The organism is Bradyrhizobium betae (assembly GCF_004123905.1).
Classification (GTDB): Bacteria; Pseudomonadota; Alphaproteobacteria; order Rhizobiales; family Xanthobacteraceae; genus Bradyrhizobium; species Bradyrhizobium betae_A.
This window is the reverse complement of the sequence record NZ_MZXW01000020.1, coordinates 96,233-122,574: the sequence shown is the minus strand read 5'-3', so window position 1 is coordinate 122,574 and position 26,342 is coordinate 96,233. Positions and strand designations below refer to the sequence as shown.

The 26,342-nt window shown below is 64.6% G+C and carries 26 protein-coding genes; 3 read left to right on the top strand and 23 right to left on the bottom strand.

Annotation, left to right across the window (positions count from 1 at the left end):
- Positions 1–74: 74 nt before the first annotated feature.
- From B5V03_RS17835 to B5V03_RS17785, 11 genes are all read right to left on the bottom strand, one after another.
- Positions 75–440: a hypothetical protein gene (locus B5V03_RS17835; RefSeq protein ID WP_129271713.1), complete on the bottom strand. Its 366-nt coding sequence runs from the start codon at positions 438–440 to the stop codon at positions 75–77.
- Between the two features lie 94 nt (positions 441–534).
- Positions 535–1,965, bottom strand: a complete 1,431-nt coding sequence (locus B5V03_RS17830) for a serine--tRNA ligase (protein WP_129271712.1) — start codon at positions 1,963–1,965, stop codon at positions 535–537.
- Between the two features lie 209 nt (positions 1,966–2,174).
- Positions 2,175–2,987, bottom strand: coding sequence for a twin-arginine translocase subunit TatC (tatC, locus tag B5V03_RS17825; RefSeq protein WP_129271711.1), 813 nt, complete (start codon positions 2,985–2,987; stop codon positions 2,175–2,177).
- The gene (gene tatB, locus B5V03_RS17820; protein ID WP_129271710.1) at positions 2,984–3,487 is read right to left on the bottom strand and encodes a Sec-independent protein translocase protein TatB; all 504 of its coding nucleotides are present in this window, start codon (positions 3,485–3,487) and stop codon (positions 2,984–2,986) included. Before tatB ends, tatC begins: the two co-directional genes overlap by 4 nt.
- A gap of 88 nt (positions 3,488–3,575) precedes the next feature.
- The gene (locus tag B5V03_RS17815; protein WP_129271709.1) at positions 3,576–3,809 is read right to left on the bottom strand and encodes a twin-arginine translocase TatA/TatE family subunit; all 234 of its coding nucleotides are present in this window, start codon (positions 3,807–3,809) and stop codon (positions 3,576–3,578) included.
- Positions 3,810–3,977: 168 nt separating this feature from the next.
- A complete protein-coding gene (gene scpB / locus B5V03_RS17810; protein WP_164988096.1) occupies positions 3,978–4,739 on the bottom strand; it encodes an SMC-Scp complex subunit ScpB in 762 nt (253 codons plus the stop codon).
- Positions 4,740–4,760: 21 nt separating this feature from the next.
- Positions 4,761–5,600 carry a segregation and condensation protein A gene (locus B5V03_RS17805; RefSeq protein WP_129271707.1) on the bottom strand — a complete coding sequence of 280 codons (840 nt, stop codon included), beginning with the start codon at positions 5,598–5,600 and terminating at the stop codon, positions 4,761–4,763.
- Complete coding sequence (nagZ, locus tag B5V03_RS17800; protein WP_129271706.1) at positions 5,597–6,625, bottom strand: beta-N-acetylhexosaminidase; 1,029 nt, start codon at positions 6,623–6,625, stop codon at positions 5,597–5,599. The genes B5V03_RS17805 and nagZ overlap by 4 nt, the downstream gene beginning before the upstream one ends.
- Before the next feature lie 52 nt (positions 6,626–6,677).
- Positions 6,678–8,219 (bottom strand): SPOR domain-containing protein, encoded by a 1,542-nt coding sequence (locus B5V03_RS17795; RefSeq protein WP_129271705.1) that lies wholly within the window; start codon positions 8,217–8,219, stop codon positions 6,678–6,680.
- Positions 8,220–8,361: 142 nt separating this feature from the next.
- On the bottom strand, positions 8,362–10,152 hold the full coding sequence (gene argS / locus B5V03_RS17790) for an arginine--tRNA ligase (RefSeq protein ID WP_129271704.1): 1,791 nt from the start codon (positions 10,150–10,152) through the stop codon (positions 8,362–8,364).
- A 9-nt stretch (positions 10,153–10,161) separates the two neighbouring features.
- Complete coding sequence (locus tag B5V03_RS17785) at positions 10,162–11,370, bottom strand: deoxyguanosinetriphosphate triphosphohydrolase (RefSeq protein WP_129271703.1); 1,209 nt, start codon at positions 11,368–11,370, stop codon at positions 10,162–10,164.
- A 110-nt stretch (positions 11,371–11,480) separates the two neighbouring features.
- Here B5V03_RS17785 and erpA point away from each other — a divergent pair, with 110 nt between their 5' ends.
- Complete coding sequence (gene erpA / locus B5V03_RS17780; protein ID WP_129271702.1) at positions 11,481–11,810, top strand: iron-sulfur cluster insertion protein ErpA; 330 nt, start codon at positions 11,481–11,483, stop codon at positions 11,808–11,810.
- A 63-nt stretch (positions 11,811–11,873) separates the two neighbouring features.
- Here erpA and B5V03_RS17775 read toward each other — a convergent pair whose 3' ends face one another.
- Positions 11,874–14,204, bottom strand: coding sequence for a hybrid sensor histidine kinase/response regulator (locus B5V03_RS17775; protein WP_129271701.1), 2,331 nt, complete (start codon positions 14,202–14,204; stop codon positions 11,874–11,876).
- Positions 14,205–14,336: 132 nt separating this feature from the next.
- Between B5V03_RS17775 and xth the strand changes: the two genes are divergently transcribed.
- Positions 14,337–15,134, top strand: coding sequence for an exodeoxyribonuclease III (xth, locus tag B5V03_RS17770; protein ID WP_164988094.1), 798 nt, complete (start codon positions 14,337–14,339; stop codon positions 15,132–15,134).
- A 61-nt stretch (positions 15,135–15,195) separates the two neighbouring features.
- Here the strand turns inward: xth and B5V03_RS17765 are convergent, their stop codons facing one another.
- From B5V03_RS17765 to B5V03_RS17730, 9 genes are all read right to left on the bottom strand, one after another.
- Positions 15,196–16,023: a tetratricopeptide repeat protein gene (locus B5V03_RS17765; RefSeq protein WP_129271700.1), complete on the bottom strand. Its 828-nt coding sequence runs from the start codon at positions 16,021–16,023 to the stop codon at positions 15,196–15,198.
- Positions 16,010–17,734, bottom strand: coding sequence for a dihydroxy-acid dehydratase (gene ilvD, locus B5V03_RS17760; RefSeq protein ID WP_129271699.1), 1,725 nt, complete (start codon positions 17,732–17,734; stop codon positions 16,010–16,012). Before ilvD ends, B5V03_RS17765 begins: the two co-directional genes overlap by 14 nt.
- A gap of 448 nt (positions 17,735–18,182) precedes the next feature.
- On the bottom strand, positions 18,183–18,581 hold the full coding sequence (locus tag B5V03_RS17755) for a MerR family transcriptional regulator (RefSeq protein ID WP_129271698.1): 399 nt from the start codon (positions 18,579–18,581) through the stop codon (positions 18,183–18,185).
- Positions 18,582–18,756: 175 nt separating this feature from the next.
- Positions 18,757–19,335 carry a hypothetical protein gene (locus tag B5V03_RS17750; protein ID WP_129271697.1) on the bottom strand — a complete coding sequence of 193 codons (579 nt, stop codon included), beginning with the start codon at positions 19,333–19,335 and terminating at the stop codon, positions 18,757–18,759.
- An 87-nt stretch (positions 19,336–19,422) separates the two neighbouring features.
- On the bottom strand, positions 19,423–19,644 hold the full coding sequence (locus B5V03_RS17745; protein WP_129271696.1) for a hypothetical protein: 222 nt from the start codon (positions 19,642–19,644) through the stop codon (positions 19,423–19,425).
- A gap of 70 nt (positions 19,645–19,714) precedes the next feature.
- Positions 19,715–19,912 (bottom strand): hypothetical protein, encoded by a 198-nt coding sequence (locus B5V03_RS17740; RefSeq protein ID WP_245502252.1) that lies wholly within the window; start codon positions 19,910–19,912, stop codon positions 19,715–19,717.
- Between the two features lie 173 nt (positions 19,913–20,085).
- The gene (locus B5V03_RS17735; protein WP_129271694.1) at positions 20,086–20,298 is read right to left on the bottom strand and encodes a hypothetical protein; all 213 of its coding nucleotides are present in this window, start codon (positions 20,296–20,298) and stop codon (positions 20,086–20,088) included.
- 253 nt (positions 20,299–20,551) lie between these two features.
- On the bottom strand, positions 20,552–20,728 hold the full coding sequence (locus tag B5V03_RS41510; RefSeq protein ID WP_164988093.1) for a hypothetical protein: 177 nt from the start codon (positions 20,726–20,728) through the stop codon (positions 20,552–20,554).
- 130 nt (positions 20,729–20,858) lie between these two features.
- Positions 20,859–22,595 carry an adenylate/guanylate cyclase domain-containing protein gene (locus tag B5V03_RS17730; RefSeq protein ID WP_164988092.1) on the bottom strand — a complete coding sequence of 579 codons (1,737 nt, stop codon included), beginning with the start codon at positions 22,593–22,595 and terminating at the stop codon, positions 20,859–20,861.
- Between the two features lie 324 nt (positions 22,596–22,919).
- On the opposite strand from B5V03_RS17730, the gene B5V03_RS17725 reads away from it, so the two are divergent.
- On the top strand, positions 22,920–25,109 hold the full coding sequence (locus B5V03_RS17725; protein WP_129271692.1) for a lytic transglycosylase domain-containing protein: 2,190 nt from the start codon (positions 22,920–22,922) through the stop codon (positions 25,107–25,109).
- Positions 25,110–25,194: 85 nt separating this feature from the next.
- Here B5V03_RS17725 and B5V03_RS42345 read toward each other — a convergent pair whose 3' ends face one another.
- Together B5V03_RS42345 and B5V03_RS17710 are read right to left on the bottom strand one after the other, a co-directional pair.
- On the bottom strand, positions 25,195–25,359 hold the full coding sequence (locus B5V03_RS42345) for a hypothetical protein (RefSeq protein ID WP_245502251.1): 165 nt from the start codon (positions 25,357–25,359) through the stop codon (positions 25,195–25,197).
- A 396-nt stretch (positions 25,360–25,755) separates the two neighbouring features.
- Positions 25,756–26,154 (bottom strand): hypothetical protein, encoded by a 399-nt coding sequence (locus B5V03_RS17710; protein ID WP_245502250.1) that lies wholly within the window; start codon positions 26,152–26,154, stop codon positions 25,756–25,758.
- Between the last annotated feature and the right edge of the window lie 188 nt (positions 26,155–26,342).

Sequence of the window (26,342 nt, the reverse complement as noted above, 5' to 3'; positions counted from 1 at the left end):
GCACGGCATCGATCGCAGCCGATCAATCCGGGCGCCTACTTCCGGATGACACCGAACTATCCGAGCCCAATGCACTATTGGCGACGGATGCGCCATTGCGGCAGGAAGCGCGCGAGCCTGCCTTCCGCGCGCAGCTGCATCGCCGGAACAACCGGGCTCACGACGGGCGTCTCGATCACGCCAAGCGCCTCCAGTTGTGCGACGATCGGAGCCGAGTCCAGTGTCTGCGGAAAGCGTTCGCGTGCCGTCGTCAGCGCCTTGTCGAAGTCCACGGCGTTCACGCCGGGCTTGGCCCGCCTGCTCTGCACGAGATTGTCGTCCCAGAGCCGCGCGACATCGATGTCGAGCACGCCGCGCAGGCGTTGGTCGACGGCCTGGATGCCGGCACCCGTCACCGCCCACTGTCTGCCAACCCAGAAGATGTCGTGGTGCAAGGCCATGAACGGTGGGTTCGCGTTGTCAGGTAGCCGGCAGGATAACCCGCCGCCCGATCTTCGCAACCAAACGTTTCCGCGTTTCAGGCGGGCAACGCGATTAGTCCCGCGCGACCACCTTCAAGCCGCCCATGTAAGGCTGGAGCACGCTGGGGACTGCGATCGAACCGTCCTCCTGCTGATAGGTCTCCATAACCGCGATCAGCGCGCGGCCGACCGCGGTGCCGGAGCCGTTCAGCGTGTGCACGAAGCGCGGCTTGCCGTCCGGGCCGCGCGACCGCGCATCCATGCGCCGCGCCTGGAAGTCGCCGCAGACCGAGCAGCTCGAGATCTCGCGGAACATGCCGCCGTCGCCCTGCCCGGGCATCCAGACCTCGATGTCATAGGTTTTTTGCGACGAGAAACCCATATCTCCTGCGCAGAGCGTCATCACGCGATAATGCAGGTCGAGCTTCTGCAGCACCTGCTCGGCGCAGGACAGCATCCGCTCCAGCTCGTCCTTGCTCGCCTCCGGCGTCGTGATCGAGACCAGCTCGACCTTGGTGAACTGGTGCTGGCGGATCATACCGCGAGTATCGCGGCCCGCAGCACCAGCCTCCGCACGGAAGCTGGGTGTCAGTGCGGTCAGCCGCATCGGCAACTGCTTCTCGTCGAGGATAGATTCTCGCACGAGGTTCGTGAGCGAAACTTCTGCAGTCGGAATGAGCCAGCGACGATCGGGATTCTGTTTGTACTCAAAGCCCAATACTTCGTGCTTTGCTTCACGTGCAGCTTGAACGCCTTTCTCCTCCGCAAAATTCAAGATGTGTTGCTTAGCAAGGTCAAAATTTACGTAGGCGTTCCGTATTTGATCATCTTCAGTCTCTACTCGGAATTGATCCGCACTAAACTTAGGCAGTTGTGCCGTACCATACATCACTTCGTCGCGGACCATGAGCGGCGGGTTGATCTCGGTGTAGCCGTGCTCGTTGGTGTGCAGGTCGAGCATGAACTGGCCGATCGCGCGTTCGAGACGTGCGAGCCCCTTCTTCAGCACGACGAAGCGCGCGCCGGAGAGCTTTGCCGCCGCCTCGAAATCCATGTAGCCGAGCGCGGTGCCGAGATCGTCATGCAGTTTTGGTGCAAAGCTGTAGTTGCGCTTGTTGCCGAACACATGGTGCTGGACGTTGCCGTGCTCGTCGACGCCATCGGGCACTTCGTCGAACGGAATGTTCGGAATTGCGGACAGCTCTTTCATGAGCTCCTCGTCGGCGGCCTTCGCGGCGGCTTCGAGCTCCGGCATCGTGGTCTTGAGCTCGGCAACCTCGGCCATCAGCTTGGCCGCGCGCGCGTCGTCCTTCGCCTTCTTGGCGTCGCCGATTTCCTTCGAGGCCGCGTTGCGCCGCGCCTGCGCCTGCTCGGAGGCCAGGATCGCCGCGCGCCGCGTCTCGTCGATCGCGAGCAGCGACGCCGACAACGGCTTCAGGCCCCGCCGGGCGAGGCCGGCGTCGAAGGCTTGCGGATTGTCGCGGATCGATTTGATGTCGTGCATGGCTGTGGTCCTGGATCAGCGCGGAAACATACAGCGGAAAAAGTTGTACGTCCGCGCGTTCCCCTAGCACAGCTGACATCGCCCGCGAAAGCGGGCGATCCAGTATTCCAGAGACGGCGGTGATTTCCCGAAAGGGCGCGGCGTACTGGATTCCCCGCTCCAGTGCGCAATTGCGCACAAGGCGGGGAATGACAGCGGGGATGCCGCCCCTACTCCGCCGGATTGGCCGGCGTAGACACGTCGGTGCCGGTGCTGGCCTGCGACGACGCCGCCTTCTTCTCCACGATCCCGACCGCGATGATCGAGCCCTCATAGAGCGCCAGCAAAGGAATTGCCAGCGAGCACTGGCTCAGCACGTCAGGCGGCGTCAGCACCGCGGCGATGACGAAGGCGATGACGATGAAATAGCGGCGCTTCTCGCGCAGCATTTTCGAGGTGACGATACCGATGCGGCCGAGCAGCGTCAGGATCACCGGAAGCTGGAAGGCGATGCCGAAGGCAAAGATCAGCGACATCATCAGCGACAGATATTCGCCGACCTTAGGCAGCAGCTGGATCTGCGCGGTCTCGTCGCTGCCGGCCTGCTGCATGCCGAGCGAGAAGCGGACCAGCATCGGCAGCACGACGAAATAGACCAGCGCCGCGCCGAGCACGAAGAAGAACGGCGTCGCGACCAGATACGGCACGAAGGCGTTCTTCTCATGCTTGTAGAGGCCCGGCGCGACGAATTTGTAGATCTGGGTCGCGACGATCGGGAACGAGATGAAGCCGGCGCCGAACAGCGCGAGCTTGAGCTGGGTGATGAAATATTCCAGCAGCGCCGTGTAGATGAACTTGGAATTCTCCGGACCCGCGACCCACACGAACGGCCAGACCAGCACGTTGTAGATCTGCTTGGCGAAGAAGAAGCACAGGATGAACGCGATGCCAAAGCCAAGCAGCGCCTTGATCAGCCGCGACCGCAGCTCGATCAGATGGTCCATCAATGGGGCTTTGCTGGCCTCGATATCGGCGTCGCTCATGACGCTTTGGCGTCCTTGATCGCCTCGGATGGCGCAGTGTCTTGTGCGACCGCTGCCTGCTCGACCTCACGGGTGATGGCGAGCGGTTCGTTCACGGCCGCATGCGCCTCGGCCTCCACGAAGGTCTCGGGCGTCGGCGCTTCCGGAGTGGTTGGAGTCGCAGGCGGTTCGGCGACAGTTGTCGTCGCGGTCTCCGCCGGCTTGTCCAGCGCATCGACGCGGAGCGCGTCGCTGACGTCCTTCTGGAGCGAGGTCATCAGATTGTTGCCGGCAAAGCCGGACGCCGCTTCCTTGACCTCGTCAAAACTCTTCTTGAGGTCGGCCATCTCGGCCTCGCGCATCGCTTCCTGGAACTGGCCCTGGAATTCGGCGGCCATCTTGCGGGCCTTGCCCATCCACTGCCCAACCATGCGCAGCACGCCCGGCAGCTCCTTCGGGCCGATGGCGATCAGGGCCACGACCCCGATCAGAACCAGTTCACTCCACCCGATGTCGAACATGAGGTCTTCCGTTCACGCGAAGCCACGACCGGCCCAATCCCCCACGCGCAGGATCAGGGCCGCTATCCGCGTCTCGCGTGCTCCTGGCTCAGACGGCCTTGCTGCCGACGTCGGACCGTGCCGCGGTCGGCGCGGCATTGTGCTCGAGGGACTTCGACGGCTCGGGCTTGTCGGCGACCTTGTCGTCGTCCTGCATGCCCTTCTTGAAGGCCTTGATGCCCTGCGCGACGTCGCCCATCAGATCCGAAATCTTGCCGCGGCCGAACAGCAGCAGGACGACTGCGATCACCAGGATCCAGTGCCAAATGCTAAGCGAACCCATCCTGCAACCCTCCAAACACACGTGGCCGGGGACCCGACCGATCTTCCCCGAAACCTAGGCGCGGCAGGCCTCAAAAACAAGGACCAAGGCAGCGCCAATTCGCTGTTGGCGCTACGTAATCTTGCTAAGCGTTAACTGGTCGCAGGGCGCCGGTAAAAGCGCGGGACGTCAGTCCTCGCTGCCGCCCTCGCCGCCCTCATTGCCGCCTTCCGGCGCAGCTTCCGGCGTCTCGGGCTCGACTGCAGGCGCCAGCGCCAGATCGAGGTCCTCGCCGGGTTCCAGCGGATCCTCGTCCTCGCGCAACTGCGGGTCATCGGACGGCGTCGGCACGCTGAATCCGGTCGGCAGACGCGAATCCAACAGGCCCGTGCCCTTCAGCTCTTCCAGGCCCGGCAGATCGCCGAGCTGTTCCAGCGTGAACTGCGACAGGAAGTCCTCGGTGGTTCCGAAGGTCAGCGGACGGCCCGGCGTCTTGCGACGGCCGCGCGGCTTGATCCAGCCGGTCTCCAAGAGCACGTCGAGCGTGCCCTTTGAGGTGATGACGCCGCGGATCTCCTCGATCTCGGCGCGCGTCACCGGCTGGTGATAGGCGATGATCGCCAGCACCTCGATCGCAGCGCGCGACAGGCGGCGGGTCTCGGTGCTCTCCCGCGTCATCAGCCAGGCGAGATCGCCGGCGGTGCGGAAGGTCCATTTGTTGGCGACGCGCACGAGGTTCACGCCGCGTAAGGCATAGTCGGCCTGGAGCTGTTCGAGCGCAGCCTTGACGTCGACGCCCTCAGGCATGCGCTTGGCCAGCGTCGCGGTATCCAGCGGTTCGTTCGAAGCAAACAGCAGCGCTTCCAGCAGCCGCAATTCTTCGGGACGTGCCTGGGACTCGTTCTCCATCGGCTCGGCCTCTTCTACCCGCACTTCAGCCAGGCTTGCCATGGCAGATTCTCCTTGTTGCACTTAAGCGACCGGCGCATCGGGCGCAGGAGCTGCGTCCATGACCGGCTTGGGGCGACCCTTCCGGAAATAGATGGGCGCAAACGCTTCTTTCTGGTTCAGCTCGAGCTGACCTTCACGCACCAGCTCGAGCGCGGCGGCAAAGCTTGAGGCGAGCACCGTCGCGCGCTGGGTCGGATCGGCGACGTGCCGGAGCAGATAGTCGTCGAGAACGCCCCAGTCGTCCTGCTCGCTGATGCTGCCGACCAGCCGCTCCAGCGTGGCGCGCGCCTCGGCGAGCGACCACACGGTGCGCTTGGCCAGATGCACGCTCGCCAGCACGCGCGACTGGCGCTGCGAGGCATAGGCGGTGAGCAAATCGTACAGCGTCGCGGTGTATTTCGGATGCCTGATCTCGGCGATCTGCTCGGGCTCGCCGCGCGGAAAAATATCGCGCTGCAATTGCGGCCGGTTCATCAGCCGGTTGGCAGCTTCGCGGATGGCTTCGAGACGGCGCAGGCGGTTGGCGAGCGCGGTTGCCATCTCTTCGGCGCTCGGACCTTCCGCGCTCGGCGGCTCCGGCAGCAGCAGGCGCGATTTAAGAAAGGCGAGCCACGCCGCCATCACGAGATAGTCGGCGGCTAACTCCAGCCGGATTTTTCGCGCGGCTTCGATGAAGTGGAGGTACTGGTCGGCCAGCGCCAGGATCGAGATCTTGGCGAGATCGACCTTCTGGTTGCGAGCAAGCGCGAGCAACAGGTCGAGCGGGCCCTCATAGCCCTCGACGTCCACCACCAACGCCGGTTCATCCTCGGCGAGCTCTGCGGGCCGCCCGGTTTCGAACGATAGGATTTCTGCGGTCATGCGGATGCCGTGTTTGCCCGTGCGATCAATGCGTCCAGCTCAGTGCGAGCGGCCGCGCGGTCGAATGGCTGCGGTGCCTTGCGTGCGACAAGCGCAGCCTTCGCGCGCTCAAGCGCCCTATCAGACAATTCAGGCGTCTGGGCAGCGACTTCGCGCATCTCCTCGACGTTTCCGTTGCAATGCAGGACGACGTCGCAACCGGCCGCGAAGATGGCGCGGGTCCGTTCGGCGATATTCCCCGACAGCGCGTTCATCGACACGTCATCACTCATTAACAAACCCTGGAACCCGATCACGCCGCGAATCACCTGAGCAATCATTGTCGCAGAAGTCGTCGCCGGATGGGCGGGGTCGACCGCGCTAAACACAACATGTGCAGTCATGGCCATCGGCAGATCGGCCAGCGGCTTGAACGCGGCGAAGTCGGTTCGTTCCAGTTCATCCCTCGGCGTATCGACCATCGGCAGCTTGAAATGGGTGTCGGCGGTGGCTCGGCCATGGCCGGGAACGTGCTTGAGCACCGGCAGCACACCACCCTGCTCCAGGCCCTCGGTGACCGCCCGCGCGATCGCGGCGACCTTGCCAGGGTCGGTGCCATAGGCCCGGTTCCCGATGACGGCATCGGCGCCTTGCACCGGCACATCGGCCAGCGGCAAGCAATCCACGGTAATGCCGAGATCGGCGAGATCGGCCGCGATCAGCCGGGCGCTGAGGCGCGCGGCGGTGAGCCCGAGCGCCGAATCAATATCGTACAGGGTCGAGAACACGGCGCCCGGCGGATAGGCCTGCCAGTGCGGCGGACCCAGCCGCTGCACCCGTCCGCCCTCCTGATCGATCAGAACGGGCGCGTCGGGGGCACTCGCAACCACCCGCAATTCCGCAACCAATGCAGCAACTTGAGCCGGGGTCGCGACATTGCGCTTGAACAGGATGAAGCCCCATGGGCGCTCATTGCGGATAAACTCCCGCTCGGCGGCGGTCAGTTCCGTTCCGGAAACGCCTGTTATGAAGGCCCGCGTGCTCATAACGGCCGATTAACCCTGCCCCGGCAGAGGGTCAAGGAATCGGCCGATAATACTACGGGATAAAGCACTGCCCGCCGGCGGCCATCAGTTCCTTACAGAACTGCGAGGCCTCCTGGCGCGTCCGATAAGGACCGACCAGCGCGCGGTACTTGACCTTGCCGTCGGACAATTCGGTCCGCCTGATCACCGCCGAGCGCGAGCCCAGAACCGACGGATACTTGCCTTGGGTCACGCGATACGACTCCTTGGCCGCCGCTTCGGTATCCTGAGACGAAACCGACACCATGACGCCCTGGCTCTCGGGCGGGGCGCTTGGCGCGATCTGGGTCGGATTGGTGGCAGCCATCCGCTGCGGCGGCTCGGCGGGCGAGGCCTGCGGCGCCAGCGAGAGCGGCTGGTTGGCGCTGGCGTTGGCCGAGGTCGGCGGCGTACGCGGCGCGGCGGGTGCTGCCACCGGCTTCGGCTGAGCTGCCGGCTTGGCCGCCGATTGCGGCATGGCGCTATCGGTCTGATCGCCCTTCACGGCAACAGTCCGGACCGGGCGCGGCGTGGTGGCCGGCATCGTGCCGTTGCTCGGGACCGGACCTGCGCTTGGCGGCAAATTGGACGACGACACGCTCGCCACCGGCGGCGGGTTCGCATTCGGGTTCAGCGGCGGGAATACGACGCGGGGACCGCTCGCCCTGGCGTTGACATCGACGGGCGCTTCCTCGCGCGGCACGATCTTCTCGGTGCCGTCACCGGTGACCATGCGATCCGGCACCTTGGCCGAGGAATCCGTCGGCGCCGGCACGACCTTGGTCGGGGTGTTGTCGGCCTTGATGATCGGCGGCTCGCCGCTGCGGGGCGAGCCCACATAGGTCTTGTAGGCAAAGGCCGCGCCCGTCCCGACCACCGCAAGTGCGAGGATCGCCGCGACCGTCATCATGCCACCGCGCGACTTCTTCGGCTCGTCGAGATCGGCTTCGGGATAGTCGCTCTGGAATGCATAGGGGTCATCAGGATAGGCGGGATCGCGCTGATAGTCCTGCTCGCCCGCTTCAAGCCGTCCATAGAGCGCATCGTCGTAGCGCGACGGGTCGGGCTGCTGATGCGGTTCCTGATAGGCTTGGTCCTGGTACGCCTGATCGTGCTGCTGGTAAGCCTGATCCTGGTAGGCTTGCGCCTGGTAGGCGTGCTCCTGATAGGCCTGCGGCTGATGAAAATCAGGCTCGGGAGCGGTCGGCTGGGCTGAATAGCGATGCAATGGATGAACCGGGTTTGCTGAAACGGGGTAGTCGGGCTCCGGCGCGGGGGCCGGCTGCGGCTGCACGTTGGCGCGTCGCATCCATGAGGGCGGCCCGGGCGGAGCCGGCGAGGCCTGCTCGGCATAGTCCTGCTGATAGTCGTCCTGCGGATAGTCCTGATCCTGATAACTCTGAGCGGGCGCTGCCGGCGGCTGCGCACTCGGCCGTCCCTGCGCTGCGAATGGATCGGTCTGTCCAATCAGGCGGGCGAGTTCGGCCAAGGGATCATTGTCCGCCTTGCCATGCTGGTCGCCACCGCGACCATAGTCATCGGAAGGAAACGGTCTGTCCTGATATCGTTCGGCCATCGTAATGATGCGTCCCTTCGGGAAAGCCGCGCGCCCCTCGACCAAGGCACGGCTTTCGACCCACAAGACTTTCAACCAAGTCTAAGCGATCCGGCTTCTGCCGGTTACCCCCAAAAATTCCCCTTAAGTAGTTCGCCCCAAACTACCGCATCTCGTCCGGGGCATGGACGCCGAGGATGGCGAGGCCCGATGCCAGAACCGAGACGACGCCCTGGACCATGGCCAGTCGCGCCTTCGTTAGATCTGCATCATTATTGATAATGAAGCGTAAATAGGGCAAATCGCGCCCCTTCGTCCAAAGTGCGTGAAATTCACTCGCTAAGTCATAGAGGTAGAAGGCAATTCGGTGCGGCTCGTGGGCCGCGGCGGCAGCCTCCAGCATGCGCGGAAAAATTGCGAGGCGCTTGAGAAGATCAAGCTCCACCGGGTCTGACAGCCGCTCCACCGCCGACTCACTGAGCCAGGCGATGCGCTTGTCCGCATCCTCCGGGAGTTCCGGGAACACCTCAGCCCGCGCGTTGCGGAAGATCGAGTGGCCGCGGGCGTGGCCGTACTGGACGTAGAACACCGGGTTGTCGCGCGACTGTTCCATGACCTTGGCGAGGTCGAAGTCGAGCACCGCGTCGTTCTTGCGGTAGAGCATCATGAAGCGGACAGCGTCCTGGCCGACTTCATCCACCACCTCACGCAAGGTGACGAAGTCCCCGCTCCGCTTCGACATTTTCACCGGCTCGCCGTTGCGCAGCAACTTCACGAGCTGGACGATCTTGACGTCGAGCGCGCCCTTGCCTGAGGTCGTCGCCCTCACCGCCGCCTGCATCCGCTTGATGTAGCCGCCATGGTCGGCGCCCCAGACGTCGATCATCTCCGCAAAACCACGGTCGAACTTGTTCTTGTGGTAGGCGATGTCGGAGGCGAAGTAGGTGTAGGAACCATCCGACTTGATCAGCGGACGATCGACGTCGTCGCCGTAAGCGGTTGCCTTGAACAGCAGCTGCTCGCGATCTTCCCAATCCTCGACCGGCGCGCCCTTCGGCGGCGGCAGGCGTCCCTCGTAGATGTCGCCCTTGGCTTTCAGAAAGTCGATGGTCTCGGCAACCTTGTTGTTGCCGGTCTCGATCAGCGATCGCTCCGAGAAAAACACGTCGTGGCGGATGTTGAGGGCGGCGAGATCGCCCTTGATCTCGTCCATCATCATCGCGATCGCCGTGGCGCGCACGGTCGGCAGCCATTGCGCCTCGCTCATCGCGAGGAGCTTGTCGCCATGCACTTTCGCGAGCGCCGCGCCGACCGGCTTCAGATAGTCGCCGGGATAGAGCCCTTCCGGGATCGCGCCGATGTTTTCGCCAAGCGCCTCGCGATACCGCAGGAACGCAGAGCGCGCGAGCACGTCGACCTGCGCGCCGGCATCGTTGATGTAATACTCGCGCGTGACGTCATGGCCGCCGAACTGGAGCAGGCTCGCCAGCGCATCGCCGAACACGGCGCCACGGCAGTGGCCGACATGCATTGGTCCGGTCGGATTGGCCGAGACGTATTCGACGTTGACCTTGGAGCCGCCGCGGACGCGGCCGTAATCGGCGCCCTCGCGCAGCACCGTCCGCAGCGCCTCGGCCCAGGCGGCCGGCTGCAGCGTCAGATTGATGAACCCGGGACCGGCGACGTCGACCTTGGCAATCAGCGCGTCTGCGCGCAGCCGCTCGGCGATCTGCTCGGCGAGGTCGCGCGGCTTTGCCTTTGCCTCTTTCGCAAGCACCATGGCGGCGTTGGTCGCCATGTCGCCATGGGTGGCATCGCGCGGCGGCTCGACCACCACGCGCGAGAAATCGATGCCCTCGGGCCAGTTGGCGTCCGCCGCGAGCGCGCGGCAGGCGGCGTGCACGCGTGCGAGCACGTCGGCGAACAAATGCGGTGCTGAGGATGTGTCGGGCATGGTCGCCGCCTAACGCAAATCCGGGGTCGAGTCAAAGAGCCGCTGGTGCTCGGTCAGGGCGAAACGGTCGGTCATTCCCGCAATGAAATTGCCGATCCGCCGGGCTCGGTCGCCCTCATTATCAACCTCCGCCCCCAGCAACCATTCCGGCGGCAGGTCGGCGGGAGACTTCAGGTATTTTGCGAACAGGTCGAACAGGATCTGCTCCGCCTCCCCCATCACCCGCATCACCCGCTTGTGGCGGTACATGTGCTGGTACAGGAAGCGCTTGATGGCGGCCTCTTCCTCGGCGACGGCGGCCGGGAATGCGACCAGCGCCCGGCTCTGCTGGCGCACGTCCTGGGCCGATTGCGGTTTCACGGCGGCGAGGTTCCTCTCGGCCTCCGCAAACACCGCGCCGATCAGATGCGAGATCAGCTCGCGCACCAGCTCGGCGCCGCGCCTGACATCTTCGAGATCGGGATAATGCGCCGAGGTCTCCGAGATGATCTCGGCGGTCAGCGGCATCACCTTGAGATCGTCGAGATGGAACAGCCCGGCGCGCAGGCCGTCGTCGATGTCATGCGCATCATAGGCGATGTCGTCGGCGATCGCGGCGACCTGTGCTTCGAGCGAAGCAAAACTCCACAGTTCGAGATCGTAGGTCTTGATGTAGTCGGCGATCCCGACGGGAATGCCGTGCTCGCGATAGCGGCCGACCGGCGCGCCGCTGCGGTCGGTCAGCGGACCGTTGTGCTTGACGATGCCCTCTAGCGACTCCCAGGTGAGGTTCAGCCCGTCGAATTCAGGGTAGCGGTGCTCCAGCGAGCCGACGACGCGGAGTGCCTGGGCGTTGTGGTCGAAGCCGCCGAAATCCTTCAGGCAGGCGTCCAGCGCCCGCTCGCCGGCGTGGCCGAACGGCGGATGGCCGAGATCATGGGCGAGCGCCAGGGTTTCAGTGAGGTCCTCATCCAGCCCGAGCTGCCGCGCCAGCGCGCGGGCGATCTGGGCCACCTCCAGCGAATGGGTCAGCCGGGTCCTGTAGTGGTCACCCTCATGGAACACGAACACCTGGGTCTTGTACTTCAGGCGTCGGAACGCGGTGGAATGGATCACGCGGTCGCAATCCCGCCGGAACGGGCTGCGGGTCCGGCTCGGGGGCTCGGCCACCAGCCGGCCGCGGCTGCGGTCGGGATCGCAGGCATAGGGCGCGCGGGGAGCTGCCATTCCGACGGACACGACGAATTTAGTCCCTATCCATTTGATTCTGCGTATTCTTGCACTTAACTATGCCGGACGCGGGCTACCAAATGAATTTGGTATGACCGCGGGCCTATCGGAGACGAGCCATGACGACTGACGTGACCATCAGTGACCGCGCCGCACGCCGGATTGGGGAGATCCTCAAGGGCGAAGGCACAGGCGCGATGTTGCGCATCTCCGTCGAGGGCGGCGGCTGCTCCGGCTTCCAGTACAAGTTCGACATCGACCGCGACCGTACCGACGACGATCTCGTGATTGAGCAGGAGAACGCGGTGGTGCTGGTCGATTCCGCGTCCCAGCCATTCCTGGCGGGCTCTCAGGTCGATTTCGTCGACGACCTGATCGGCGCCTCGTTCCGCGTCAACAATCCCAACGCGACGGCGTCCTGCGGCTGCGGGACCAGCTTCTCGATCTAAACACACTTTAGTTGTGACGCGTTTTCTTTACGCAAACCGGTATCCACTTCGCTCGAAAACGCTCTACGCGCCGGTCATCTGCCTTTCCTCGTCCGTCCATTCCACGTCGACCGGCATCAGCTCCGGCTGAAGCGGCGCGTCCTCTGACATCACGTGGCCGTCCAGCGCGCGCAGCAAGGCTGCGGCCAGCGCCGGCTTGCGCAGGGGCTTTGCCAGGAAGTCGGACATGCCCGCCTCGCGGCAGATCTTGACGTCCTCGGGGAAGGCGTTGGCGGTCAGTGCGACGATCGGCAAGGTTTCGAAGCGGCCGGCTTGCGCGCGGATCGCGCGGGTGGCGGCAAGGCCGTCCATGTCGGGCATGCGCACGTCCATCAGCACGACATCGTAATCGCCCTCCGAGGCCGCCTCGACGACCTGGACGCCGTCGGTCACGACACGAAGCTCGACGTCGAAGGCGCCGAGCATTTTGCTGACGACCATGCGGTTGACGGCGTCGTCCTCGGCGACCAGTACCTTCAGCGGCCGATCGAGGCTTGCGATGCGGGCCTTGAGATCGTCGGCCTCGTCGCGGCCGGCGGACTGGTCCGAGGCCGGCGCCTGGCTCCAGGGCAGCACCAGCGTGAAGCGGAAGGTCGAGCCCTCACCCGGCGTCGAGGTGACGCCGATGGTGCCGCCCATCTGCTCGATGATACGCCGGGAGATCGCGAGGCCCAGCCCGGTGCCGCCGAAGCGGCGGCTGATCGAGGCGTCGGCCTGGGCGAAGTCGCTGAAGAGCTGCCCGACCTTCTCGGGCGCGATACCGATGCCGCTGTCGGTCACGGCCCACTCGACGGTCGCGAGCCGGTCGCGGCGCGCCTGACACGTCGCTGAGATCGTCACCTCGCCTTCGTCGGTGAACTTCACCGCGTTGGAGGCGAGGTTGAGCAACACCTGCCGGATGCGCGCGACGTCGCCGCGCAGCGTCGGCGGCAGGCTCGGATCGAGCTCGACCTTGACCGCGAGCCCTGTGCTCTTGGCGCTCGCGCGCACGACGGTCGCGACCGTCTCGACCAGCGTCTGAGGCGCGAAGTCGATCGCCTCGAACTGGAAGCGGCCGGCCTCGAGCTTGGAGAGATCAAGGATGTCGTTGAGGATGCGCTGGAGATTGTCACCGGACTCGCGGATCGTGGTGACGGCCTCGTGCTGCTCCGGATCGAGTTTTGTCTCCAGCAGCATGCTGGCGAGCCCGAGCACGCCGTTCATGGGCGTGCGGATCTCGTGACTCATCACGGCGAGGAAATCCGATTTGGCGCGGCTCTCGGCCTCGGCCTTTTCGGCGCGCCAGCGCTCGGTGACGTCGCGGCCGAAGCCGCGATAGCCCAAAAATTGCCCGTCGCGGTCATAGGCCGGCTTCGCCGTCAGCGACCACAACCGCGCCTCACCGCCGGCGACGACCTTGAGGTTCATCTCGTGCAGCGGCTCGGCATGTTCCATCAGCCCGACGACGTTGTAGGCGGCCGCCTTGTCCTCGGGACAGAGCATGTCGAGCACGTCGGCGAAATGCGAGCCCTTCAGCAGCGGGAGCGGCAGTTGCGCGACGTCGGCGAAACGTTCGGGCACGTCGACCAGATGCCCTTCGGCGTCGGTCTGCCACAGCCAGTCGCTGGCGTTCTCCTGAAAATCCTTCAGCAGCAGCGAGATGATCTCAGTCTGGCGTTCGAGCTCGAGCTGGGCCTTGAGATTGCCGAGAAACAGATTGCCTTGCGAGACGATGTTGCGCGCCATGAAGAATGCGAACAGCAGCAGGAACACCGCCGTCACCAGATACGGCCCGGTGCCGCACAGCAACAGCGCGCCGGTGCAGGCGACCGTCACGGTGGCGAGATAGACGAGGCCGGCGCGCGGGAAGGTCGAGAGCGTGAAAGCGCCGCCCGACATCATGCCGACCATCAGGCAGGCCAGGATCAGCTGGCTGGTCGGCTCGACCCGGCTGAACAGCGCCAACGGCAGCGTGCCCCAGATCGCTGCGAGGAAAAACGCCTGCCGCATCATCTGCCGCGCGGCGCGCGGCGCGGCTTCCTGCGGCGGCTTTTGGTGCGACCGTCGCCACGCGCGCACCGCGAGCGAGCCGGTGGCGGCAAGCGTCATGCCCCAGACCGCGAGGAAGTCGTTCCAGCCCCTGCCCCAAAACAAGATCAGCACGATGGCGACGTTGAGCATGGTGACGGCCATCGTCACCGGGATCAGTTGCGTCACCGCGTCGATCTGCTTGGCGCGAATCCGGCGCAGCTCGCGCTCGCTGAGATCGGCGGTCAAGCCGTCCTCGATCTCGAAGCCGCCGAGCCAGTACAGGAATGCGCCAACCAGCCCGTCGCGCGGCTCGCTTGGCTTCATGGATTTGTCCGGCCATCCCATTCGAAAAACCTTTTCCGCATCAATGGCCCAGGCCCGGCTTAAGCCGGGTTAATTTTGTGGGAGATTTTGCGGCGTCCTTGACGGGTAGGTTTGCATTTTGTTCTAACGATTGCCCCTGCCGGAGCCTGCGACATGCCCATCAGAGTTGCCACCTGGAACGTCAATTCGGTCCGGCAGCGGATCGACCTCCTGCTGACCTGGCTCAGGGAGTGCCAGCCGGACATCGTCTGCCTCCAGGAGATCAAATGCCTCGACGAGGCCTTCCCGCGGCTGGAGATCGAGGCGCTCGGCTACAACGTGGTCACGCACGGGCAAAAGACGTTCAACGGCGTCGCCCTGCTCTCCAAGCTCAAGTTCGACGAGACCAAATCGGGGCTCGCCGGTGACGACGAGGATGCCCATGCCCGCTTCCTTGAGGGCGTGGTGACGCTCAAGTCCGGCGTGCTGCGCATCGCCTGCCTCTATCTGCCCAACGGCAATCCGGTCGGGACCGAGAAATATCCCTACAAGCTCAAATGGATGTCGCGGCTTCTTGAGTATTCGAAGGAGCGTCTTAAGACCGAGGAACCGCTGATCCTGGCAGGCGACTTCAACGTCATCCCGCATGCCCGCGACGTCCATAATCCCGCCGCCTGGACCGAGGACGCCCTGTTCAAGCCCGAGACGCGGGAGAGCTTTCAGTCCCTGCTCGGCCTCGGCCTGACCGACGCCTTGCGGGCCGTCACCGATGAGCCCGGGCTCTATACCTTCTGGGATTACCAGGCCGGCGCCTGGCAGAAGAACCACGGCCTGCGCATCGACCATCTGCTGCTGTCGCCGCAGGCCAGCGACAAGCTCGCCAATGTCGGGATCGACAGCTATGTGCGGGCCTGGGAGAAGCCGTCGGACCACGTGCCGGTGTGGGCGGATCTGGATCTCGAGGCGGCGTAAGCGGGCGGCGAGACGGTGGGTACGGCGCCGAGGCGCATTTACCCGCCCTGCGGGACCGAGCCTATTCGCGGCGACCCTGCACCCACTGCTCCAGCATTTGCAGGCACATGGCGCGATCGTCGTCGGAGGCCTTGGAGAAGGCGCGGTTGTAGCTTTCCTTGATCCAGATCTCTTCGCTGCCGGCGCTGTCACGGGCCAGCGTCAGCCACATCAGGCCGCGCGCGGCCTGCCGCGGCAGCCGGTCGCCATTGAACAGCATCTGGCCGAGCAGCGCCTGCGCCTCATGCTGGCCCTTCTGGGCCGCAAGGCCAAGCCAGCGCGCGCCATAGCGGAAGTCCTCGCGGGAGGCGTCCGGCGTCTTCAGGTACAGCCGGGCAAGATCGTACTGCGCATCCGCATTGCCGAAATAGGAGGCTGCATAGGAGAACATCTCCCGCGCCCGGTCCTGGTCCGGCTTGATCTTCGAGTTCGGGATGCCGCTCAGATAATAGCGGCCGAGCGCGACGAAGGCGTTGGCCACGACCTGAGCCTGCGGCGCCGACGGGCTGTCATCGGCATGCGCATTGGCGATCCGGTTGAAATAGTCGAACGCGCGCATATCGTCCTGGGCGACGCCGTCGCCATTGGCATACATGCGGCCGAGCTTGAACTGGGCGCCGGGATGACCGCCCTCGGCGGCGTATTGCAGGGCGCTGAGCGAGGTTTCCTGGGGTGCGGTGGCCGGCGCTGTCCTGCTGCGCACGGTCCCCGCAGCGCCCGGCAAGGTCGTCACGACAGGGATGGTGGCGTCCTTGTTGTTGACCGGCGCGCCGTCGAAGGCGACCGCCGGCGCGGCCAGCGCACTGGCCCCCAACACAAACGCGACTATTGTACGCCTAGATGTCCGCATAGCACTGTTTCTCGTGCGCGCCGCCCGGATGGGTCACTGCCCCCCCGACCGCGGGTCCAACCTGTTGAGCATATTTCCAGAGCGCGCCCGTCGTGTGGTTAGTCGCGCGAGCGGTCCATTTGGTCTTGCGTTGGGCAAGCTCCTGGTCGCTCAATTTTACGTTAAGGGTGCCGTTGTCCGCGTCGATCTCGATGATATCGCCGTCCTCGAGCAGCCCGATCGGGCCGCCGACGGCGGCTTCCGGCCCGACATGGCCGATACAGAAGCCGCGGGTGGCGCCGGAGAAGCGGCCGTCGGTGATGAGCGCGATCTTGCCGCCCATGCCCTGGCCGGTCAGCGCCGCGGTGGTCTGGAGCATCTCCCGCATGCCGGGACCGCCCTTGGGGCCCTCGTAGCGGATCACGATGACTTCGCCTTCCCGATAGGTGCGCTTCTGGACCGCCTCGAACGCGTCCTCCTCCCGGTCGAAGCATCGCGCCGGACCGGTAAACTTGAGGTTGGACATTCCCGCGACTTTCACGATCGCACCTTCTGGCGCCAAATTGCCCTTCAGACCGACCACACCGCCTGTCACGGTGATGGGTTTGTCTGCCGGGTGCACCACATCCTGGTGCGGATTCCATTTCACGCTTTTGAGGTTTTCGGCGATCGTTCGACCGGTGACCGTAATGCAGTCGCCGTGGAGAAATCCGTTGTCGAGCAGCGTCTTCATCAGAAGCGGTATGCCACCTACTTCAAACATGTCTTTGGCGACATAACGGCCACCCGGCTTCAAATCCGCGACATATGGTGTCTTTTTGAAGATTTCGGCGACGTCGAACAGGTCGAACTTGATACCGCACTCATGCGCGATCGCAGGCAGGTGCAGTGCAGCATTGGTCGAGCCGCCGGAGGCGGCGACGACGGCTGCGGCATTCTCCAGCGCCTTGCGCGTGACGATGTCGCGCGGCCGGATGTTCTGGGCGATCAGGTCCATGACCTGCTCGCCCGCGGTCATGCAGAAGGCGTCGCGGATTTCATACGGTGCCGGAGCACCAGCCGAGTAAGGCAGCGCCAAGCCGATCGCCTCGGAGACGGTCGCCATGGTGTTGGCGGTGAACTGCGCGCCGCACGCGCCCGCCGAGGGGCAGGCCACGCGCTCGATCTCGTCGAGGTCCTCGTCCGACATGGCGCCGACCGAGTGCTTGCCGACCGCTTCGAACATGTCCTGCACGGTGACCTGCTGCCCGCGGAAATTGCCGGGCAGGATCGAGCCGCCGTAAATGAAAATCGAGGGCACGTTGAGGCGGACCATCGCCATCATCATGCCCGGCAGCGACTTGTCGCAGCCGGCAAGGCCAACAAGCGCGTCATAGGCATGGCCACGCACGGTCAACTCGACCGAGTCGGCGATGCATTCGCGCGACGGCAGCGAGGAGCGCATGCCGTCATGGCCCATGGCGATGCCGTCGGTGACGGTGATGGTGCAGAATTCACGCGGCGTGCCGCCGGCCGACGCGACGCCCTTCTTCACCGCCTGCGCCTGGCGCATCAGCGAGATGTTGCAGGGGGCGGCCTCGTTCCAGCACGAGGCGACGCCGACGAAGGGCTGATGGATCTGCTCGGTGGTCAGACCCATGGCGTAGAAGTAGGAGCGATGGGGCGCGCGCGTCGGGCCTTCCGTCACATGACGGCTCGGCAGCCTGTGCTTGATGTTGGTCTTCGCGTCCATCGCGACCAGTTTCCTTGGCGAACCCTTGTCAGACCCGGAAAATCACACCCAAGATTTGAATCGACCTTGGGATTTCCGTCACCGCCTGGGGACCGCCGCTGCTCTAAAACATTAGAGCGATTTTATTCATGTTCGGGTGTGGCTAAAAAGCGGCGCAGATGCGAACGACCGGTGATGAGGGTTAAAACTGCCGTGAGTGTTGCGGGGACAGCACAATCGTTACCGGGAAGACACGGAGAAGGCTACTGCGATACCGCCGCGAAGATGACAATCCACAACTGAAGATTTCGCGACGGGGGCAGCGCGCCCAACTTGGCCCGATGGAATGCACGGCGAGTGAGTCGCGGCCGACGCACCATCTCTCCCCGTCGCCCTTCGAGGGCCGCTGAAGAAGCGGCCGCCTTCAGGATGACGGTGATAGAGCGGTGCTTCCTCCACGCCGTCCGGGCTATGCGCTTCCACACCCCGGCTGCAAAATCACGCAATCCGGCGCGGCACTGCCGCAGCATGTCGTCTCGCAGCCGCTGACCAGCGCGGCCACGGTCGCTTCCAGCGCGCGCAGCTCCGCGATTTTCATCCTGATCGCGCCGAGGTGCTTCTCCGCAAAACTCTTCGTGTCGCTGCACGGCAGCCGTCGCTGCACCGAGGCGAGGATGTCGCGGATCTCGTCGATCGAGAAATCGAGCTCGCGGCAGTGCCTGACGAGATTGAGCGCCTTGAGGGCTTCGCCGCCGTAGATGCGCTGGCCGCGCTGGCGCGCCGGTGGCGCGAGAAGACCGATGCTCTCGTAATAGCGGATGGTCGGGACCGATACGCCGGCCGCTTTGGCGAGGACGCCAATTCTCATGGAAGCTCTCACTTTGCGCTTGAACCTCAAGTGGCTTGAGGGCGTAGCGATCGCCCTCAGCGCCGTCAAGAAGCCGAAGCCGCCGGCGAGCTGATGGACGCCCTTCAGACCATGACTGGACCTCAGTCCCGTAGCCGGGATGGAGCGCAGCGTAATCAGGGTTACGGGAGGCAGCTCAGGCGCTCTGCACCTTGCGACCGAACGGATCGACGAGCCGCACGATCTCACAGGCGGCGACGAGGCCGGCGAGCCAGATGGCGCTGGTCAACCCGATGCGTGCGACGATGGCCGCAGTGAAGGCGCCCTCTCCGCCAAGAAACGGCGTCGCCGCGAGCAGCGCGAGCTCATAGGCCGCGTAGGCGGCGACGAACGTGATCGCCAGCATCAGCGGCGTGCGGCCTTGCGGCAGCATGCGGAGAACGGTGCACGAAACGGCGGTCGCAAGAAGTGCAGCCGCGCCGATGACAAATCCCCAGGCGATGGTGCTGCCGTCGACGGGATAGTGCAGCACACTGAATCCGATGGTCTGGTTCACGAGCCAGGCGCCGGCGACGACGAGAGCGGCCTGACGCAGCGGCAGCATCGCGGCGGCGACGACGGCGAAGGCCGCGAACGGCGTTGCGCAGGCCAGCGTAAAGCTCGCGAGCGCGCACGCCACCGTCAGCAGCGCAAAGCCAAACATCGGCGCAAGGCGCGGCGTTACCGGGTCAAGGCGGAGACGATCGGCATGAGGCGAAGGCATGTCAGCAGGCATCGTGGATCTCCCGGCTGCGACCCTAGCACACTTGCCTGGCGGCCTCGATATGACATGCGCGCGAGCAGTGCACGCAGCGGATCCTGGCTAGACCGGCTCCCGCTCCCCATGCGTCCGGATCATCGCCCGCTCGCCGGCGTCGACGAGCTGGCCAATTCCGGTCCTGCCGGTGAGCGCGCAGCGGATGATGTTTTCGGCAACCGACCTGCGGAAGCCATGATCCTCGCCGCGGGGGCGACTGCGGCAGACCCGGTCCAGCGCCAGCTTCATGTTGATCCGTGTGCGGGTGTCGAAATGCTCACTGATCATGCGCGCGGCCTTGATACGTTGATGTCGGGGCGGAAACGCTTCGGGAAAGGCAGGGTTCCAAATGGGGATCTTACGTTCGTCCTCGCGGGCGCTGGGCCTGCGCCCAGGCCATGCTGACATCGCGCGGCGGGACGTCCAGGCGCCGGATCGGCGTCAGCTCGCCAGAAGCCGAGACGATCGCGGTCTCCTCGCGGCGACAGCGCGGACATACGAAACGAACCTCGTGCGGGGACGCCGACCAGCTCGAACGCTTCACATTGGCAGCCATGGGCCAAGCCTCGCAATGCGAGCATGACACCAGAAAGCGACCGGGATCGAGCATACCCATTCCATCGGACTCCGCGTCTTGCCCGCTCCCTCAATGATCAAGTCATATGAATCGTTCCGGTGCCCCGGCACCGTCAGCTCACGAGGCAACGGTTCTGGCAACCCGCCGGCCGCTCAACGTGCGCCCTTGAGGGTGCAGGCGGTGGTGCAGGTCACGGTGTTGCCGTGGTCACACGCCTTGCAGGCGGCTACGCACTGGTTCATGTCGCGGGGATTGTAGGCGCTGTAATTCCGCGCCAGGCAGGCTGCGGTCGAGCCCGTGATGTCCTGCTCCTGATTGCAGGCCGCGGTCATGAGCGCGAGGATGAGAACCGCAACGACACGCATGGGATCGCCCTGCAAAAGCCAACGTCAAAACGACGTTTCCAAGGGCACGTTGCGCCGCAACGAGCCCCGGCATTCCCATTGCGAGGAACGACGCCGGATGGCGTGCCCCGCATCCCGATCAAGGATGCGCGCGAAACGTTAAAAACGGCTTTCAACCGCGCGGCTCTGCAATGGTTCCACGCATCGTGCAGCGGTTTGCATGCCCGAGGCTTACGTCACGCCTCGAGCAGCCGCCTTTTAAGCAGCAGCCTTCTCAAGCCGCAGCCCTGGTCGCGATCGCCTGCCGCATGTCCAGCGCAAGCTGGCGATACTGCTCCGAGAGCTTCAGGTAAAATTCGCGCTTGGTGCTGTCGGTGGCGAGCTTGGCGATCAGCTCGCATTCGGCGGTGAGCGTCTCGAACCGTTCCAGCCTGTCCTCAAGTTCTGTCATCGGCGTGTCCCCATCAAACGCCTCAAGGACACCTAACGTAAGCCCGGGAAATAGGTCACGGCCAACATCGTTATGAGGTAGAATCAATTATTCCAGGACATGCTCCAAGACAGCTTCCAAGCCGGCCCGGCTATTTGCTGTCCATCCGCCAGGCGCCGTCCCAATCGGCCGCCGGCCGGTTCGCCTCGAACTGCGCGATACGCGCGAGCATGGTGCGCGACGGACCGTCGCCGGGGACGCTCTCCAACGCCGCGTTGAACGCGGTGCGCGCATTGTCGAAGCGCTGCGCGCGATAGGCAGCAAGGCCCTCGGCGTAGTGCGCGCGCAGGCTTTCCTGCGGGACGCTAAGCCCGTGCGCCTTGCTCATCACCTCGAAGATCGCCTGCGGCACGCTCTGGCCGGCAACCGTCAGGCGATCGATCTCGCGCAGCTCGAGCTGCGAGCCGATCGCATCCGCGGTAGCCTGCGCGATCAGGATGCGGGTACCGTAGACCTTGTTGACGGCTTCCAACCGCGAGGCAAGGTTCACGGCATCGCCCATCACGGTAAAGCTCATCATCAGCTCGGAGCCGATGCTGCCGGTCAGGACCTCGCCGGTGGCGATGCCGATGCGCAGGTCGCACGGCGCGGGCATGGCGCGGATGCCGAGCAGGTCGGGCAATTGCTTCTGCAGCGCGGGCACCTGGTCGGCCATGTCGATTGCCGCGATGCCGGCAAGGAGTGCCGGCTCGTCCTCCTCGATGAAGGGCGGGCCCCAATAGGCCATGATGGCGTCGCCGATATATTTGTCGATGACGCCGCGGTGGTTCCTGATCGGAGCGGACATGACGGTGAAATAGTGGTTCATCACCTTGACGAGGCCGCGCGGCGTCATGCCCTCGCTCATCGAGGTGAAGCCGCTCATGTCCGAGAACATGATGGTCATCACCCGGCGCTGGCCTTCGATGGCGACCTCCGGCCGGTCGATCAACCCCTGCACCACCTTCGGATCGATGTAGCGGCCAAAGGTCTCGCGGATGCGCTCGTTCTGGCGCAACTGCTCGATCATGCGATTGAACGCGGCCGCGAGCTCGCCGATCTCGTCCTGGGTCGAGACATTGATGGCCTTGTCGAAGTGGCCCGCCTCGACCTCGCGGGTGCCTGCGAGAAGCAGCCGTACCGGCCGCGTGATTCCGCTCGAGACCATCAGCGCAAAGACAAAGCCGACGACCGCCGCGAGGACGGTGACGATTCCTGAGATGATGATCGCCTGATGCTGGTGACCGATCACCGTCGACGTGCTCGCGAAGACCTGCTTGAGCATGTCGGTGCGGATCCCGTCGATGTTCTGGTTGAACCGGTCGCGCAGCGCATCGAGATGCTCCAGCGTGCCGCGCGCGTCCGCCATCTGCTTGGCATCGATCTGCTTGAGGAGTTTTGCATGGTCCTCGGTCATGGCACGGCGCAGCTCGGAGACGGCGGTCTCGATTCGGATGTCGATCCGCGCCAGCGCGGCATTGTCGGACGGCGTCCTGGTATCGTCGATGATCGCGTTGATGAGTTTTCGCGCGCCCGAGGTCTCCTCCTCGATCCTGCGGTCGGCCTCCTCGAACTCTTTCAGGCGCGCAGCGTACGCCTCCTCGTCCGAAGATTCCTGCATCTTCATCATCACCATCCGCCGCAGCGCCACGGATCGCTCCAGCGAGCGGATGTTGGCGCGCGCAAGGTCGCCATAGGCCGGGATGTAACGGTTGGTCAGCTCGTCCAGGAGGACGCCGACCTGGCTCGACATCACCATCGACAGGATCGCGGTGACGAGCATCAGGACGATCAATCCGAGGGCGATGCCGACGATCTTGCGCCGGATCGACTGGTTGAAAAGCGGCATGGGTGCCCGGGCAAAGGCTGAAAGGACGGATTGGAACCTCAATACACCGGATTTGACTGCGGGAACACGCGCAATCTGGCCATTTGCGGCCCCTCTGACCGCACACAACCGTTGGGCGAGCCCTCTTCGTTAACAAAGGTTAAGACCCCGCTTCTTCCGCTATTTCGGAAGTTCCCCAGTTCCAATCCGTATTTTGCCGCATTGTTGAAGGAGCGTGAGGAATGGGAAACGATGTCATGGCATCGTTTTGGTGTCGCCTTTGATTCTCAAGCCGCATGTCGTCGCGGACCTTGGTTTGTAGTGGTTTCGCAGGGGGACCATCGAATGAACCAGTGCCTACGCTCGCTCGCGTGTGTCGTGGCCGTGGCCGCATTGGCCCTCCTCCCGACGGAGTTGGCAGCGAAGAGCAGTCACAAATCGTCCGCGTCGAAGAAGACGCATGAGGCGAAAGCCGGCGGCAAGCAGCGTCATGCTGCTTCGAAGTCGCGCCACGGCAAGAATGCCGATGCCAGGCGCAAGTCGAAGAAGCAGGATGACGAGCCCGCGGACAAGCCGGCAGCCCCGCCGCTCACCGGCGACCTCGCCGCGCTGAAGGATGCGATCGATCTCGCGCGCAAGGGCAAGACCGACGATGCGACCGCCGCACGCGAGCGCATTACTGACCCCGCCGCGCAAAAGCTCGCCGACTGGTTCATGCTGCGCCATTCCGAGAGCACGGCACCTTTCAAACGCTACGCCGCCTTCCTCGCCGCCAGTCCGGACTGGCCGAGCAGCGCACTTTTGCGCCGCCGCGCCGAGGCGCGGCTGTGGCAGGAGAAGAGCGACGCGGCCACCGTGCACAAATTCACGATGGACCGCCCGACCAGCGCCAAGGGCAAGTTCGCGCTCGCCCGCGTGCTGCTGACTGAAGGCGACAGCGAAAGGGCTACGCGCCTCGTACGCGAGGCCTGGCGCACGGAGGAATTGTCGGAGCGCAGCGAGGAGGATTCCTACGAGGCGTTTCGCGATCTCCTCACTGCTGAGGATCACCGCGCTCGCATGGACAAGCGGCTCGGCGCCAAGGACTATGCCGGCGCAAGGCGCGCCGCAAAACGGCTCGGCGAGGATGCGCTCGCAATCGTGAAAGCCTGCTCCGCCGTCACCGGCAAGGCGAGCAAGGCCAAGGACTATCTGGATGACGTCTCGACCGAGGCGCGCCGCGATCTCGGCTATGTCCTCTGCCGCGCGCAATGGCATCTTCAAAACGACCGCATCGACGACGCGGCCGAGGTGATCCTGGCCGCCGCACCCGACATGATGGCGGCGCAGGACACCGACGCGTGGTGGCGCGAGCGCCGCCTGCTGGCGCGAAAACTGCTCGACCAGGGTAAGTTCAAAACGGCTTACGACGTGGTGCGCGCCGCAGCGATCCCGGCGATGGAGGTCTACCGCGTCGACTACCATTTCATGTGCGGCTGGATCGCGCTGCGCTATCTCGACGATCCCAAATCGGCGATGGTGCATTTCGCCGCGGTCGACGAAGGCTCGGCCAATCCGATCGCGCTGTCGCGCGCGCATTACTGGCGCGGCCGCGCAGCCGAAGCGATGGGCGCGACCGCCGACGCCCGCATGAGCTATCAGACCGCAGCGCGCTATCCGACCGCCTATTACGGCCAGCTCGCCCGCGCCAGGCTCGGCCTCGACCGGATCGAGCTGCGTCCGCCCTCGCCCGTGCTGGCTGCAGCCGACACGCTGCCATCGGACGAACGCGTGCGTGCCGCCGACATGCTCTACGGCGTCGGCGAGCGCGACATGGTGTTCTACTACGCCGAGGATTTCGCCAAGGAGAGCACCGACGTCGCAGCGCTCGAGGCGCTCGGCGAGCTTGCCGGCCGGCGCAACGATGCGCGCGTGATGCTGGAGGTCGGCAAGTCGGCGCTCGCGCGCGGGCTCGCGCTCGATCATTACGCCTTCCCGACCATCGGCATCCCTGAACACAAGCAGGTTGCGCCCGCGATCGAGACCAGCGTGATCTATTCGGTGGCGCGCACCGAAAGCTCGTTCGACCAGCGCGACAAGTCGGCTGCGAATGCGGTCGGCCTGATGCAGGTGACGCCGGAAGCGGGCCGCGATACTGCAAAGCGCTTCGGCCTGACCTACGATTGGGACAAGATGGTCTCCGATCCCGTCTACAACACGCAGATGGGCGCGGCCGAACTCAGCGCGCTTCTTTCGGAATATCGCGGCGACCAGATCATGACCTTCGCCGGCTACAATGCCGGCCGCGGCCGGGTGCGCGAATGGGTGCAGGCGCGCGGCGACCCCCGCGACCCCAAGGTCGATCCGGTCGACTGGGTCGAGCGCATTCCACTGTCAGAGACGCGCAACTACGTCCAGCGCGTGATGGAGAACGTGCTGGTGTATCGCGCAAGGTTCGAGGGCAGCGGCGTGGCCACGGCGAAGTCCGAGCAGCGCGTCACGACGCATGAAGTGAGCGCGGTGCCGACGGCATCGGCCGCAGCCCCCGCGCCCTAGCCTCGCAACGCCGGGGCTGGACGCCGCGCGAAGCTGGATGCAGTGACTGCGGCCGACTTCTCTGCGCGGCCTGCATTTTGGTCAGCTAGCCGTCACCTCCTTCCGGGGTCAGAAGATCGTGCGCACGCAGATATGCCTCGGTCAGCGAGCGCGACAGCGCGCCCATCTGCATCATCCAGCTCCAGCTCGAAATGGCCACTAACACCGTGATCATTTCGAGCGAACTGCGGTAAGGCCAGAGCGCTTCCATGGTCGTCTGCTGATATCGGCGGTAGCAATCATACTCGCAGTATCGCCGTTGCGTGGACACATGCCGGACGTAACTCGAGCCCAGCGGCTGGGCGCACGCGCTGCAGGTGACGCCATGACGAGGATGGCCCTGATTGACAAGCATGAACCTCAATGTCCTGTCCTCCCGTGCCGGCAGCCGCGTCCGCGATGCGCCTCGCCCACCCGTCTGCTCAAGACGCCGCTTGCGCTCGTCTTCCGATCAACGGCGCTGCTTCGTGATGGAGTTCGTAACACTCGTAGCCGCAGTAGGGCAGCAGCGTCTTCGCGTCGCGCAGATAGCCGCCACTGATCTCCTCGCAGCACCATAGGCAGAAGGTCTTGCGAAAAGGGGTCCTGCCGTTCACCAATATGAATCTCACGTGGCACCTCCCAACGCGAAGCAGTAGACCGTGTCGACCAGAGAGGCGGACGGCGGCGGCGCGCAAAGGTGGTTGCGGCCGTCGGGATTATCCCTGTTTCGCTCCACCTTCTGGGACGGGATGAGAATGTACTTCCCGTCTTCCCGGCGCCGCGCGTGGATCTTGCCGTCGATGTACCGTATCTCGGTCGGATAGCAATCCGCGCTGTTGCAGCAACTCAGCACCGGATTGTCGGGCATGTGCCAGCTTGAATAGAATTTCTCGTGCAGGAGCTGATCCTGGAGCGGATGATGCCGATGCGAACCATCCTGTCCGACCTCATCGGCCTTTGCACCCGTCATCAGTGGAAGCGGCAGCGCGATCATCAGGAGGAGCTTGCAAGCACGGTTCAGCACGCAGCCTCCTGTTCAGAATTGCCGAATGGAGCCGATCGAAGGGCTAATCCTCATGCCGCCTGAAATCGAAACAACCATCGGCGGTCGCGTTCGCGGCGCGCCCTGAAGCGATCGAGACATTTTCGGGAGCACAGCGGCGTTCGCCAGGAGTAATACCGGATCAGGCCGAACTTGCCGCTACAGACGGC

Coding starts and splice junctions, on each gene's coding strand:
- ilvD (WP_129271699.1), bottom strand. CDS start 17,734: ATGGACGCGAAGACCAACATCAAGCACAGGCTGCCGAGCCGTCATGTG.
- B5V03_RS41510 (WP_164988093.1), bottom strand. CDS start 20,728: ATGACAGAACTTGAGGACAGGCTGGAACGGTTCGAGACGCTCACCGCC.
- B5V03_RS17725 (WP_129271692.1), top strand. CDS start 22,920: ATGAACCAGTGCCTACGCTCGCTCGCGTGTGTCGTGGCCGTGGCCGCA.
- argS (WP_129271704.1), bottom strand. CDS start 10,152: ATGCCCGACACATCCTCAGCACCGCATTTGTTCGCCGACGTGCTCGCA.
- B5V03_RS17730 (WP_164988092.1), bottom strand. CDS start 22,595: ATGCCGCTTTTCAACCAGTCGATCCGGCGCAAGATCGTCGGCATCGCC.
- scpB (WP_164988096.1), bottom strand. CDS start 4,739: ATGGCAAGCCTGGCTGAAGTGCGGGTAGAAGAGGCCGAGCCGATGGAG.
- tatC (WP_129271711.1), bottom strand. CDS start 2,987: ATGAGCGACGCCGATATCGAGGCCAGCAAAGCCCCATTGATGGACCAT.
- B5V03_RS42345 (WP_245502251.1), bottom strand. CDS start 25,359: ATGGAAGCGCTCTGGCCTTACCGCAGTTCGCTCGAAATGATCACGGTG.
- nagZ (WP_129271706.1), bottom strand. CDS start 6,625: ATGAGCACGCGGGCCTTCATAACAGGCGTTTCCGGAACGGAACTGACC.
- B5V03_RS17830 (WP_129271712.1), bottom strand. CDS start 1,965: ATGCACGACATCAAATCGATCCGCGACAATCCGCAAGCCTTCGACGCC.
- B5V03_RS17755 (WP_129271698.1), bottom strand. CDS start 18,581: ATGAGAATTGGCGTCCTCGCCAAAGCGGCCGGCGTATCGGTCCCGACC.
- B5V03_RS17765 (WP_129271700.1), bottom strand. CDS start 16,023: ATGCGGACATCTAGGCGTACAATAGTCGCGTTTGTGTTGGGGGCCAGT.
- erpA (WP_129271702.1), top strand. CDS start 11,481: ATGACGACTGACGTGACCATCAGTGACCGCGCCGCACGCCGGATTGGG.
- B5V03_RS17750 (WP_129271697.1), bottom strand. CDS start 19,335: ATGCCTGCTGACATGCCTTCGCCTCATGCCGATCGTCTCCGCCTTGAC.
- B5V03_RS17745 (WP_129271696.1), bottom strand. CDS start 19,644: ATGATCAGTGAGCATTTCGACACCCGCACACGGATCAACATGAAGCTG.
- xth (WP_164988094.1), top strand. CDS start 14,337: ATGCCCATCAGAGTTGCCACCTGGAACGTCAATTCGGTCCGGCAGCGG.
- B5V03_RS17805 (WP_129271707.1), bottom strand. CDS start 5,600: ATGACCGCAGAAATCCTATCGTTCGAAACCGGGCGGCCCGCAGAGCTC.
- tatB (WP_129271710.1), bottom strand. CDS start 3,487: ATGTTCGACATCGGGTGGAGTGAACTGGTTCTGATCGGGGTCGTGGCC.
- B5V03_RS17815 (WP_129271709.1), bottom strand. CDS start 3,809: ATGGGTTCGCTTAGCATTTGGCACTGGATCCTGGTGATCGCAGTCGTC.
- B5V03_RS17740 (WP_245502252.1), bottom strand. CDS start 19,912: ATGGCTGCCAATGTGAAGCGTTCGAGCTGGTCGGCGTCCCCGCACGAG.
- B5V03_RS17735 (WP_129271694.1), bottom strand. CDS start 20,298: ATGCGTGTCGTTGCGGTTCTCATCCTCGCGCTCATGACCGCGGCCTGC.
- B5V03_RS17775 (WP_129271701.1), bottom strand. CDS start 14,204: ATGGGATGGCCGGACAAATCCATGAAGCCAAGCGAGCCGCGCGACGGG.
- B5V03_RS17835 (WP_129271713.1), bottom strand. CDS start 440: ATGGCCTTGCACCACGACATCTTCTGGGTTGGCAGACAGTGGGCGGTG.
- B5V03_RS17795 (WP_129271705.1), bottom strand. CDS start 8,219: ATGGCCGAACGATATCAGGACAGACCGTTTCCTTCCGATGACTATGGT.